Here is a 12,619-nt window from a genome sequence, read left to right as displayed (position 1 = left end):
GAGAGCAGCCGATCGCACCGAGTGCTGGTGCTTCAACGGCTGCTTTCGGTGCAGATGCCTGCTCTCGGCGGGAGGGTGCTCAACTCTCGGCGGGAGGGTGCTCGACTCTCGGCAGTCAGCCGGCGAGCTGCTCGCCGACGGCGACGGCCGTCTCGCGCAGCACCGGCACGGCACGCTCACCGAACGCGAAGGTGACGCGCGCCGCCGGACCGGAGACCGAGACCGCCGTCGGCGTCGGGGCGCCGGGCACGGGTACCGCGAAGCACCGGACACCGATCTCCTGCTCGCCGTCGTCGACGGCGTACCCGCGCTCGCGGATGGTGGCCAGCTCGGCCAGCAGGGCATCGATGTCGGTGATGGAGCGGTCGGTGGCGGCCGGCAGGCCGGTGCGGGCCGTGAGGTCGCGCACCGCGTCGTCGTCGAGCTGGGCGAGCACCATCTTGCCCACGCCGGTGCAGTGGCAGTACACGCGCCGCCCCACCTCGGTGAACATTCGCATCGAGTGCGTGGACGACGCCTGTGCGACGTACACCGCCATCTCGCGGTCGAGCATCGCGAGGTTGGCCGTCTCGCCCAGCTCGCGCGCGATGTGCTCGAGGTACGGGCGGGCTCCCGCGCCGAGCTGCCGGCCCGCGGCCTCGCCGAGCCGGATGACCCGTGGCCCGAGCGTGTAGCGGCGGGAGGGCAGCTGACGGGCATACCCTCGGCTCACCAGGGTCCGCATGAGGCGGTGGATCGTCGGCAGCGGGAGGCCCGAGCTGACCGACAGCTCGCTGAGGCCCGCGTCGCCGCCCAGGTCCGTCAGTGCCTCGAGCAGATCGATCGCCCGGTCGACCGACTGGACTCCTGACTCGGCCACGTGGTTCCTTCCCTGTCACTGCTGCGCCCAGATCGGAAGTAGTCTTTCATATGTCGAAACGCACGTGTCGCGTCTCCCGAAAGGACCTCCACATGGGTGCCAGCTCCACGCCGTCCACGCTGCCCAGCCCGAGCTACACCATCACGCTGCGCGTCGAGGTCCCGGCGTCGCAGCGGGCCACGGGCACCGTCGTGCACGCCGTCGCGGAAACGGGCGCGGCCGTCATGGGCGTGGACATCGCGCACTCGTCGACGACCTCGCTGACCGTCGACGTCACGTGCGACACGGTCGACGCCGAGCACGGTGAGCAGGTTCGGAACGCGTTGGACGCGCTGGACGGCGTGCGCGTGCTCAAGATGTCCGACTCGACCTTCCTCATGCACCTCGGCGGCAAGCTGGAGGTGAACCCCAAGGTCCCGCTGAAGACGCGCCGCGACCTCTCCCGCGCCTACACGCCGGGCGTCGCCCGGGTGTGTCTGGCCATCGCCGACAAGCCCGAGGACGCGCGCCGCCTGACGATCAAGCGCAACACGGTCGCCGTGGTCACCGACGGCACGGCCGTGCTCGGTCTGGGCGACATCGGGCCCGCCGCGGCCCTTCCCGTGATGGAGGGCAAGGCGGCGCTGTTCAAGCAGTTCGCCGGCGTGGACGCCTGGCCCGTGTGCCTCGACACCAAGGACACGGAGCAGATCATCGCGACCGTCAAGGCGATCGCCCCTGTCTACGGCGGCGTCAACCTGGAGGACATCTCCGCACCGCGGTGCTTCGAGATCGAGGCCCGGCTGCGCGAAGAGCTCGACATCCCCGTCTTCCACGACGACCAGCACGGCACCGCCATCGTCGTCCTGGCCGCCCTCATCAACGCGCTGAAGGTCGTCGGCAAGTCGATGGAGGACGTGCGCATCGCCGTTTCCGGCGTCGGTGCGGCGGGTTCCGCGATCATCAAGCTCCTGCTCGCCCAGGGCGCCCGCACCGTCGTGGGTTTCGACCGCAACGGTGCCCTCCACGGCGGCGTCCGCAACGACGACCAGCACCGTGACTGGATCATCGACCGCACGAACCCCGAGGGGTTCACCGGCACGCTCCGCGACGGCCTCGAGGGGGCCGACGTCTTCATCGGCGTCTCCGCCGGCAACATCCTCACCGGCGAGGACGTCGCCCGCATGAACGACGACGCGATCGTCTTCGCGCTCGCCAACCCCACGCCGGAGGTCGACCCGATCGCGGCCGGGGACAGTGCCGCCGTCGTCGCCACCGGCCGCAGCGACTTCCCGAACCAGATCAATAACGTGCTCGCGTTCCCGGGCCTCTTCCGCGGCCTGCTCGACATCGGTGCGACACACATCTCCGACGAGCTGTTGCGGGTCGCCGCCGTGGCCATCGCCGAGGTGGTCTCCGATGACGAGCTCAACCCCGCATTCGTCATCCCGGGCGTCTTCGACACCCGCGTGGCCGAGGCGGTCGCCGAAGCCGTGCGCAGCGAGGCGGAGCGCCGCCTGCGGGCGTCGACCGACGAGTCCGGAAACGAGCCGGACACCTCGCCGCCGGCCCTGTACGCCATGGACCCCGCCAGTGGGCCGTCGATCGACCCGGCGTACTGAGGGACGGTCCGCCGTCGGCGGTTGAGTCTGTCTCGTGGAACCCCCTCGGCCGGCGACGCCGGCCCTGCTTGACTGAGCACCATGTCACCTCGCGTCGTCGTCGCCCCCGACAAGTTCAAGGGATCCCTCAGCGCCACAGAGGTGGCCGCGCGCGTCGCGGCCGGGCTGCGCGGCGAAAGGCCCGCCGTCGACGTCGACGAGGTGCCGGTCGCCGACGGCGGAGAGGGCACCGTCGAGGCCGCCCTGGCCGCCGGATTCCGGCCGGTCCGTGTCACCGCGACCGGCCCGCTCGGTGAACCGGTCGAGACGCGCTACGCGGTGGGCGGGGAGGTCGCCGTCGTCGAGATGGCCGCCGTCACCGGCCTGCAGATGATCACGCCCGACGGCGGAACCGCCCGGCGGGCGAGCTCCCGCGGGCTCGGCGAGGTCATCGCCCACGCCCTGGACCACGGCGCCAAGACCGTGGTCGTCGGCATCGGGGGATCGGCCAGCACCGACGGCGGCGCCGGCATGCTCGCCGCGCTCGGCGCCCGCCTGTCCGGCCCGGACGGCGACGTGCCGAACGGCGGCGAGGCGCTGCGCACGCTCACCCGCGTGGACCTGGGCGGGCTGCATCCACGCCTGGCGGACGCCCACCTGGTCCTGGCGAGCGACGTCGACAACCCGCTGCTCGGGCCCGCCGGCGCCGCGGCCGTCTACGGCCCGCAGAAGGGCGCCGACCCCACCACCGTGGACGACCTCGACGCGGCGCTGGCCACCTGGGTGGCGGCGCTCGAGCCGGTCCGGCCGGAGGCCCGGCGGCTCGCCGAGGAACCGGGCGCCGGCGCGGCCGGGGGAGTTGGCTACGGCTGCCTGCTGCTCGGCGCGGAGTTCCGGCCCGGGGTCGAGGTCGTCCTCGACCTGGCCGGCTTCGACCGCCGCCTCGAGGGCGCGGACCTCGTGGTCACCGGTGAGGGCAGCCTGGACGAGCAGTCACTCCACGGCAAGACGCCGGTCGGGGTGGCCCGGGCCGCCGCCGCGCACGGGATCCCGGTCGTCGCCGTGTGCGGCCGGAGCACCCTCGATGCCCGGCGGGCACGTGACGCCGGCCTGCAGTCGGTCCACGCACTCACCGACATCGAGCCGGACGTCGCTCGGTGCGTGGCCGACGCCGGCAACCTGCTCGAGCGCCTCGCCGCTCGCATCGCAGCCTCCCTCTGACCGCAACGCCACCTCGCGGCCCCGCCACGCGAGCGCCCGGTTCGAGGGCTGCACGTACCCGCGGTACGGGCGTTCGGGATGGGCCGATCAGGAAGCCGCACCCGAGTCCGAGGACGGGTCCGGGGCCAGTTCGTGATGCCCCGAGCCGCGTTGACCGCGGTACCGCGCTGCCCTAGAGTTTCCACCAGGGAAACACTAGATTCCGTACTGCGGAAGAGGGAGGATCGGCGTGACGATTCCGGACGGCGTGACGATCAACGGCGAGATGGGCGAGCGGTACGAGGAGGTGCTGACTCCCGCGGCGCTCGAGGTGATCGCCACCCTGCACCGCCAGCTGGACGACCGCCGCCTCGAGCTCCTCGAGGCCCGCGAGCGTCGCATCGAGGACCTGGCAGGCGGCGGCACGCTCGACTTCCTGCCCGAGACCAAGCACATCCGTGAGGACGACAGCTGGCGCGTCGCACCGCCGGCGCCCGGTCTCGAGGACCGCCGCGTGGAGATCACCGGCCCGACGGACCGCAAGATGACGATCAACGCCCTCAACTCCGGCGCCAAGGCTTGGCTCGCCGACCACGAGGACGCGAACACCCCGCAGTGGAGCGCCGTCGTCGGCGGGCAGCTCAACCTGCTGGACGCCATCGACCGCAAGGTCGACTTCACCGGCGACAACGGCAAGACCTACACCCTCAAGCCGGACGACGAGCTGGCGACCATCATCGTCCGGCCCCGTGGCTGGCACCTGCCGGAGAAGCACATCCTTGTCGACGGCCGCGAGACCTCGGGGTCGCTGGTCGACTTCGCGCTGTACATCGCGACGGCGGGTCTGCGCCAGATCGAGAAGGGCCAAGGCCCGTACTTCTACCTGCCCAAGATGGAGTCCCACCTCGAGGCGCGGCTGTGGAACGACGCGTTCGTCATCGCCCAGGACCTCCTCGGCATCCCGCGCGGCACCGTGCGCGCCACGGTGCTCATCGAGACCTACCCGGCGGCCTTCGAGATGGAGGAGATCCTCTACGAGCTGCGCGAGCACTCCTCGGGCCTCAACGCCGGCCGGTGGGACTACATGTTCTCCGTCATCAAGTGCTTCCGTACTCGCGGGAAGGACTTCCTACTGCCCGACCGCAACGCCGTCACGATGACGGTGCCGTTCATGCGGGCGTACACCGAGCTGCTCGTGCGCACCTGCCACAAGCGCGGCGCGCACGCGATCGGCGGCATGGCAGCGTTCATCCCGAGCAAGGACGAGGCGGTCAACGAGGCCGCCTACGCCAAGGTCCGCGACGACAAGACGCGCGAGGCGAACGACGGCTTCGACGGCTCCTGGGTGGCGCACCCGGGCATGGTCGAGGTCTGCAAGGAGGTCTTCACCTCCGTGCTCGGCGAGCGCCCCAACCAGATCGAGCGCACCCGCGACGACGTCGACGTCACCGCCGCCCAGCTCCTCGACGTGGCCTCGACCCCGGGCGAGTGCACCGAGAACGGCCTGCGCAACAACGTCTCCGTCGGCATCCAGTACCTCCAGGCCTGGCTCGGCGGGCTCGGCGCCGTCGCCATCTTCAACCTCATGGAGGACGCGGCGACGGCGGAGATCTCGCGCTCTCAGGTCTGGCAGTGGCTGCACAACGACGTCACGCTCGCCGACACCGGCCACACGGTCACCCGCGAGCTCATCGACCGCATCGTCGACGAGGAGATCGCCAAGCTGCCCGGCGACCCGGCAGAATACGAGGACGCGAAGCAGACGTTCCTCGAGGTCGCCGTCGCCGACGACTACGCCGACTTCCTGACGCTGCCGGCATACGAGCGCATGGCCTGACCACCTCGTCTCGCGTGGCAGTCTGTACGTGCCGCCGAGCCATCGCCGTCGCGCGGTACCGAGACCGACCAGGCAGCAGGAGGTTGACGCCATGTCAGCGCTGAGCAGCGTCACCGCACAGCTCACCGGGACCCTGGGCCCGGACCGGGTCATCACCGACCGGCAGCGCCTGCGCACCTACGAGTGCGACGGGCTCGCCCAGTACAAGGTGGTGCCGGGCCTCGTCGTGCTCGCCCGCGACGCCGACGATGTGCGCACCACCGTGCGGGCGTGCGCCGAGCACCAAGTCCCCTTCGTGGCTCGAGGGTCCGGTACGGGCCTGTCCGGGGGCGCGCTGCCCCAGGCCGAGGGCGTCCTCGTCGTGATGTCCCAGATGCGGCAGATCCGCGAGATCGACATCGAGAACCAGCGCGCCGTCGTCGACCCCGGCGTGATCAACCTCCAGCTGACCGGGGCGACGAGCCCGGACGGGTACTACTTCGCGCCCGACCCGTCGAGCCAGTCCGTGTGCTCCATCGGCGGGAACGTCGCCGAGAACTCCGGCGGCGCGCACTGTCTGAAGTACGGCTTCACCACCAACCACGTCACCGGTCTCGATCTCGTGACCCCGGCGGGCGAGCTCGTCGAGATCGGCGGGACGGCGCCCGACCCGCCCGGATACGACCTGCTCGGGGCCCTCGTCGGCTCCGAGGGCACCCTCGGCGTCGTGACGTCCGTCACGGTGCGCCTGACCAGGCTGCCGCAGGAGGTGCGTACCATCCTCGCCGGCTTCCGCTCCATCGACGACGCCGGCGCCGCGACGTCCGCCATCATCGCGGCCGGCGTCGTCCCGGCCGCCATCGAGATGATGGACGCACTCGCGATCGAGGCCGCGGAGGCGGCCGTGCACTGCGGCTACCCGGACGGCGCCGGCGCCGTCCTGGTCATCGAGCTCGACGGCCACGCCGCCGACGTCGCCGGCGAGTTCGACGAGGTCATGCACCACTGCCAGGACAACGGCGCCTTCGAGACGCGCGTCGCCGCCGACGACGTCGAGCGCGCCCTGATCTGGAAGGGCCGGAAGTCGGCGTTCGCCGCCGTCGGCCGCATCAGCCCCGACTACATCGTCCAGGACGGAGTGATCCCTCGTACTGCGCTGCCGACAGTACTGCGCCAGATCGCCGACCTGGGCGCCGAGCACGGCGTGCGGGTGGCGAACGTCTTCCACGCCGGCGACGGCAACCTTCATCCGCTGGTGCTCTTCGACGACTCGGAGGAGGGCGCCGTGGAGCGGGCCGAGGAGGTCGCCGGCGGCATCCTTGACCTGTGCATCACCAACGGCGGGTCCATCACCGGTGAGCACGGGGTCGGTTCGGACAAGGCCAAGTACATGCCGAGGATGTTCACCGAGGACGACCTGGACACGATGCAGGCCGTGCGCTGCGCCTTCGACCCCGACCACGTCTCCAACCCGGGCAAGGTCTTCCCCACACCGAGACTGTGCGGCGAGCGGCCCGGACGGCAGCAGGGCGCGCACCCGCTGCAGGAGGCCGGCGTGGCGGAGGTCTTCTGATGGTGACGTCGACGTCCCCCGCCGCACCGGTCGATCTCGCTGCGCTCAACCGCAGTCTCGACGGCGCCGGAGAGATCCGTGAGGCCGGCCCCGACGACATGGTCGACGGCGTCCCTGCCTCCGCCGTCGCGCGCCCCAGCTCGGTCGCAGCGCTGTCCGCCCTGCTGCGCGAGGCGACCGGGCAGGGGCTGGTCACCGTCGCGCGCGGAGCGGGCACGGCCATGAGCTGGGGCAACCCGCCCGAGCGGGCCGACCTGCTACTCGAGACGACCGCGCTCGACCGCCTGGTCGAGCACGAGGCCGGCGACCTCGTCGTCGTCGCCCAGGCCGGTCTGGCGATGCGCGATCTGCAGGAGCGGGTCGGCCGTGCCGGCCAGGAGCTGGTCGCTGACCTGCCGCCCGAACGCCTCGCCGCGGGCTCGACCGTCGGCGGTGCCCTGGCCACCGGCCCCTCCGGCCCCCGCCGCCTCCAGCGGCTGGCGTTGCGCGACCTCGTCCTCGGCGCCACCGTCGTGCTCGCCGACGGGACCGTGACCGCCTCCGGCGGCAAGGTCGTCAAGAACGTCGCCGGGTACGACCTCGCAAAGCTCATGACCGGCTCGCTGGGGACCCTCGGCGTCATCGTGCAGGCAGCCTTCCGGCTCCACCCCGCACGCCCCGAGCGCGCCACGGTGACCCGCGCCGGTCCCACGGAGGAGGTCGCCCGCCTGGCGCGTCAGGTCGTCGCCTCCCAGCTCGCACCGGCCGCCGTCGAGCTGGACCGCGCGGCAGGAAGCGACCAGGCGACGCTCGCCGTGCTGCTCGAGGGCACCCACGACGCCGTCCGGTCCCGGTCGGCGGAGGCCGCCGCGCTCGTCGGTGGCGAGGTCGGGGAGGCGCCGCCGTCGTGGTGGGCCCGGATGCCCGGCGGTGATGTGACCGCCAAGGCCACCGCCACGCTCACCGGGGTCAGCGATCTGCTCAGGACGGCCCGCGCGGCCGAGCAGGAGCACGGTGCCGCGGTCGCGGTGCGCGGCTCCGCCGTCGGTGTGCTGCACCTCGGGATCACGGCGCCGGACCCGGCCGCCGTGGCCGCAGTCGTCGGCCGTCTGCGTGCCGCGGCCCCGAGCGCGCGCGAAGGCACCGTCACGGTGCTGGTCGCGCCGCCGGAGCTGCGCGCCGGGCTCGACGCGTGGGGTCCGGTCGCCGGTCTGGACCTCATGCGCAGCATCAAGAACCAGCTCGACCCGGGCCGCAACCTCGCGCCGGGACGATTCGTGGGAGGGATCTGATGAGCGTCGACGCCCCGAAGGGCCAGATGGGGGAGGCGGAACCGGTCGAGGCGGGCAGCACCCTGCCCGACGTGCTCGGCCTGGCTGCCTTCGATGCCCACCACCCACCGGCACGTGAGCTGGTCGACGACTGCGTGCATTGCGGCTTCTGCCTGCCCGCGTGCCCGACGTACACGCTGTGGGGCGAGGAGATGGACTCGCCGCGCGGGCGCATCTACCTGATGAAGGAAGGACTCGAGGGCGAGCCCATGTCGCCGGCGATGGTTCAGCACATCGACGCGTGCCTGGGCTGCATGGCGTGCGTGACGGCGTGCCCCTCCGGCGTGCAGTACGACAAGCTCATCGAGGCCACGCGCCAGCAGGTCGAGCGTCGCGGCTCTCAGCACCGTTCGGTGGCCGGCCGTGCGCTCCGCGAGGCCATCTTCGCGCTGTTCCCGCGGCCGGACCGCCTCCGACTCGTTCGCGGACCGCTCTCGCTGTACCAACGCAGCGGACTCAGCGCACTGGTGCGCCGGTCCGGGGTGCTCGACAAGCTCTCCCCGACGCTGGCGACGATGGAGGCCATCGCGCCGCCGATGCAGCGGCAGGTGCGCATCCCGGAGCTCGTCCGCGCCCGCAGCGAGAAGCGGATGACGGTTGGGCTGCTGCTCGGCTGCGTGCAGCGCGAGTTCTACCCGGGTGTCAACGCGGCCACGGTGCGTGTGCTGAACATGGAGGGTTGCGACGTCGTCACGCCGCAGGCCCAGGGCTGCTGCGGCGCCCTGTCGGTGCACTCCGGGCGCGAGGAGGAAGGCCTCCGGTATGCCCGTAGACTCATCGACGCCTTCACTGACGCCGGTGTCGAGCGCGTCGTGGTGAACTCCGCGGGCTGCGGCTCGACCATGAAGGACTACGCCCACCTGCTGGCCGACGACCCGGACTACGCCGAGCGTGCCCAGGCGTTCTCGGAGAAGGTCCGCGACATCAGCGAGGTGCTGGTCGAGCTCGGTCCGGTGGCCAGCCGCCATCCGCTTCCGGTGACGGTCGCGTACCACGACGCCTGCCACCTCTCCCACGCGCAGCGCGTGCGCTCGCAGCCCCGGCAGCTCCTCGGCGCGATCCCCGGCCTGACGATCAAGGAGATCGCCGAGGGTGACCTGTGCTGCGGCTCCGCCGGCATCTACAACCTCACCAACCCGGAGCCGGCACGCGAGCTGGGTGAGCGAAAGGCCGCCAATGTGGCCGCCACCGAGGCCGAGCTGCTCGTCACGTCCAACCCGGGCTGCCTGCTGCAGATCACCGACGCGCTCGGTCGGCAGGGCAAGCACATGTCGACGGCGCACATGATCCTCGTGCTGGACGCGTCCCTGCGCGGCAAGGGCATCGAGACGCTTCTGCAGGAGCCGCCGGCCTCCGGCCGGCAGGACGTCGCCCGGACGACGTCCGACGGCGGCACGTGCGCGTGCGGCAAGGACGGTGGCTGCGGCGGCTGAGCACCCGCTGGCACGCCCTTCGAGCATGTACCAGGCCCCCGCCGCGACGAACGCGACGGGGGCCTGGTACGTGGGCCGTCAGACCTTGGCGAGCTGCAGCTCCGGGTTGTCCATGTCCGTCTTCGTCGTGATGCGTACCGCCGCGAGGACCAGCGCAGCGACCACGACCAGGAACACGATCGTGCCGACGTTGAGACCGATCCCGAAGATCCACATGTAGCCGATCGAACCCGCAGCGAGGCAGTAGTAGGTCATCGGGACGATGGTCTTGCGGATGAGGTCGCCCTCGCGGCCGAGCAGTCCGACGGTGGCGGACGCGGCCACCACGTTGTGCACGGCGACCATGTTGCCCGCCGCGCCGCCGACCGCTTGGAGGGCGACGACGGTCTCCGGGGCGGAGGCGCCGATTCCCTCACCGGTGGAGAACTGGAACAACGAGAACATCATGTTGGACACGGTGTTGGACCCTGCCACGAAGGCGCCGAGGGCGCCGATGAAGGGAGCGAGCACCGGCCAGCCCTGACCGGCTGCGTTCGCCGCGGCCTCGGCCAGCGTGATCGGCATGGAGTCGAGCCCGGCGCCGTTGAATCCCTGCCCGGAGTTGATGAAGATCCGCACCAGCGGCAGCGCGCACAGCAGGGCGAACGCCGCCCCGGCCAGCTGGCCGCTCGCGACCTTCCACGAGGAGGCAATCTGCCGGCGGCCCATCCGGTGCAGGAGGTAGGTCGTCAGGCACGCCACCAGGAAGATCGCGCCGGGGGAGTACAGCAGGTTCATGTCCTGAGAGATCCCGGTGCTGAAGATGTTCTGGATCGGGATCACGGCCGTCACGTTCAGGAACTCCTGGATGGCCGGCACGTTCCGCGTGATCAGCAGCAGGACGGCGACGACAACCATGGGCTCCAGGCGAGCGGCAGGGACATGCGCTTCGTCAGGGTCGCGGCCTCCGCGTCAGGGTTCACCGTGCCCATCCAGCGGTTGCTCCAGCGCTCCCGGGGCGGAAAGTCCCAGATCTTCTTCGGCATGAGGAAGCCCTTGGAGGACGTGTACATCACGAGCACCAGGCCGACGAAGCCGCCGATCATCGCCGGGAACTCCGGGCCGAGGACGTACGCGACGGTGACGTACGGGACGATCATCGCGAGCGCCGCGTAGACCGTGAACGGGAAGACGGCGAGGCCGTCCCGGAAGCTGCGCTTCTCGCCGAAGAAGCCGGTCATGAGAGTGACCAGGAACAGCGGGACGAGGATGCCGACGATGGCGTGGATCGTGGCGACCTGTGCGGCGGTGTGGGCGACGAAGCCCATGTGGTCCAGCCCGAGCGAGTCGGCGCGTGCCTGCGCGCCGCTCACGAGCGAGCCGTCGCTGCCGGCGAGACCGGTGCCGATGCCGGTGATCATCGGTGTTCCGACCGCGCCGAAGCTCACCGGTGTGGACTGGATGATCAGGCCAGCCATGACGGCGGCCATGGCCGGGAACCCGAGCGCCAGCAACAGCGGGGCGACGACGGCGGCCGGCGTGCCGAAGCCGGCGGCGCCCTCGATGAAGGACCCGAAGAGCCACGCGACGATGACGACCTGGACACGCCGGTCGGCACTGATGTTCGTGAAGCCGGCGCGGATGGACTGGAGCGCGCCGCTCTTGGTGATCGTCTCGAGGAGCAGCAGCGCGCCGAAGACGATCCACAGCAGACCCACTGCGATGAGCAGGCCCTGCACGATCGACGCGGCGATCGTCGTGAACGACATCTGCCAGACGCTCAGGGCGATGACGATGACGACGACGAGGCCGACCGGCATGGCCTTCTTGGCCGGCCATCTGAAGCCGATCAGCAGGGTGCCGATCACGAGGATCGGCAGGACGGCGAGCAGTGCGAGGACCGCGAGGTTATCCATGAGCACTCCAGGTACCGGCATCATCACCGGATCGACGACTTTCCGTAGAATGAAATAATCACTCCACGCCGCGGTCTACCTAGCACCGAGCATGCCTGACGCGACACAGGCACGGCGGGGAGAGTCAGTGTCGGTCAGGACGCAGGGGCGCATCCGGGACGGGCGGACGGAGACGGCTGGACGGAAACCGGCGGACGGAGACGGGCGGACGGAGACGGGCCCAGGAGGCCCTCGTGCGCGGTGGAGGCAACGGACCTGTCCCTGTCTGAGCACGGCAGCGCCCGCAAAGCTGCGCTGAACCGCCCTGAACGGCAGGAACCTGCCGTAAACGCGGGGTGAACGTCGGCCTGTGACTCAGGCCATGTCCGTCCGGATTGACCCTCGCTCGAGCGCCTGCCTAATATTGTCGAGTTCCGCCAGGGAGGCACGGACACCGAGAAGGTGGCCGGTCCCGCGGAGCTCCCAAACAGCAGAAGCGCCGCAGTTCGGCGCGCCTGCTCGGGATACCAATCGATGTGATCAGCGCGACCTGGTCAGCACTAGTCGGCCGAATTGACAGCGTCGGTCGCCTCAGTTAGATTGGTGAGGTTGCCCCGGTTCGGGTCAGGGCGGTTGTTCTGGTTCGTTCGGTGTGTGTCTGTTTTTTGAGAACTCAACAGTGTGCCAAGTTTTTTGATGCCATGTGGGATGCCTGGGCGTCGGTGGCTTTGGCTGGTCCTTTTTTGGGGTGGTCGGGTTGCTGGTTGTTCTGGGTGTTCTGTTTTGTATTTTTGGTTTGATGCGCTGGCCTGGGGCCCCGTCCTTGGGTTGGTGTGTTGGGCTGGGTTTTGATGGCTCCTGCTTTTTTGGTGGGGGTTTTCTTCGTATGGTTTTTCTCGTGGTGCCTGGTCTTCGGGTCGGGTGCTGCTGGGGAATGTTTTTAACGGAGAGTTTGATCCTGGCTCAGGACGAAC

General features: G+C 70.5%; 8 protein-coding genes and 1 pseudogene. 7 read left to right on the top strand and 2 right to left on the bottom strand.

The window, feature by feature from the left end:
- Positions 1–115: 115 nt before the first annotated feature.
- The gene (locus ABD907_RS01710; protein ID WP_345214768.1) at positions 116–859 is read right to left on the bottom strand and encodes an IclR family transcriptional regulator; all 744 of its coding nucleotides are present in this window, start codon (positions 857–859) and stop codon (positions 116–118) included.
- Positions 860–951: 92 nt separating this feature from the next.
- Between ABD907_RS01710 and ABD907_RS01705 the strand changes: the two genes are divergently transcribed.
- The 6 genes from ABD907_RS01705 to glcF all read left to right on the top strand — a co-directional run bounded on the left by ABD907_RS01705 (position 952) and on the right by glcF (position 9,771).
- Complete coding sequence (locus tag ABD907_RS01705) at positions 952–2,460, top strand: NAD-dependent malic enzyme (RefSeq protein WP_345214767.1); 1,509 nt, start codon at positions 952–954, stop codon at positions 2,458–2,460.
- A gap of 81 nt (positions 2,461–2,541) precedes the next feature.
- Positions 2,542–3,660, top strand: coding sequence for a glycerate kinase (locus tag ABD907_RS01700; protein WP_345214766.1), 1,119 nt, complete (start codon positions 2,542–2,544; stop codon positions 3,658–3,660).
- 265 nt (positions 3,661–3,925) lie between these two features.
- Positions 3,926–5,476, top strand: a complete 1,551-nt coding sequence (gene aceB, locus ABD907_RS01695; RefSeq protein ID WP_425555692.1) for a malate synthase A — start codon at positions 3,926–3,928, stop codon at positions 5,474–5,476.
- Positions 5,477–5,567: 91 nt separating this feature from the next.
- Positions 5,568–7,028 carry an FAD-linked oxidase C-terminal domain-containing protein gene (locus tag ABD907_RS01690; protein WP_345214764.1) on the top strand — a complete coding sequence of 487 codons (1,461 nt, stop codon included), beginning with the start codon at positions 5,568–5,570 and terminating at the stop codon, positions 7,026–7,028.
- Positions 7,028–8,299 (top strand): FAD-binding oxidoreductase, encoded by a 1,272-nt coding sequence (locus ABD907_RS01685; RefSeq protein WP_345214763.1) that lies wholly within the window; start codon positions 7,028–7,030, stop codon positions 8,297–8,299. Before ABD907_RS01690 ends, ABD907_RS01685 begins: the two co-directional genes overlap by 1 nt.
- A gap of 26 nt (positions 8,300–8,325) precedes the next feature.
- Positions 8,326–9,771, top strand: coding sequence for a glycolate oxidase subunit GlcF (gene glcF / locus ABD907_RS01680; RefSeq protein WP_486334049.1), 1,446 nt, complete (start codon positions 8,326–8,328; stop codon positions 9,769–9,771).
- A gap of 78 nt (positions 9,772–9,849) precedes the next feature.
- Here the strand turns inward: glcF and ABD907_RS21200 are convergent.
- A pseudogene (locus ABD907_RS21200) lies at positions 9,850–11,666 on the bottom strand (L-lactate permease).
- Between the two features lie 682 nt (positions 11,667–12,348).
- On the opposite strand from ABD907_RS21200, the gene ABD907_RS01665 reads away from it, so the two are divergent.
- A partial coding sequence (locus ABD907_RS01665) for a hypothetical protein (RefSeq protein WP_345214759.1) occupies positions 12,349–12,619 on the top strand: 271 nt, incomplete at its 3' end.

Source organism: Georgenia halophila (assembly GCF_039541595.1).
The sequence above is the reverse complement of the archived record's forward strand: the minus strand, read 5'-3'. Positions and strand labels throughout refer to the sequence as shown.

Coding starts and splice junctions, on each gene's coding strand:
- ABD907_RS01705 (WP_345214767.1), top strand. CDS start 952: ATGGGTGCCAGCTCCACGCCGTCCACGCTGCCCAGCCCGAGCTACACC.
- ABD907_RS01700 (WP_345214766.1), top strand. CDS start 2,542: ATGTCACCTCGCGTCGTCGTCGCCCCCGACAAGTTCAAGGGATCCCTC.
- aceB (WP_425555692.1), top strand. CDS start 3,926: ATGGGCGAGCGGTACGAGGAGGTGCTGACTCCCGCGGCGCTCGAGGTG.
- ABD907_RS01690 (WP_345214764.1), top strand. CDS start 5,568: ATGTCAGCGCTGAGCAGCGTCACCGCACAGCTCACCGGGACCCTGGGC.
- ABD907_RS01685 (WP_345214763.1), top strand. CDS start 7,028: ATGGTGACGTCGACGTCCCCCGCCGCACCGGTCGATCTCGCTGCGCTC.
- glcF (WP_486334049.1), top strand. CDS start 8,326: ATGGGGGAGGCGGAACCGGTCGAGGCGGGCAGCACCCTGCCCGACGTG.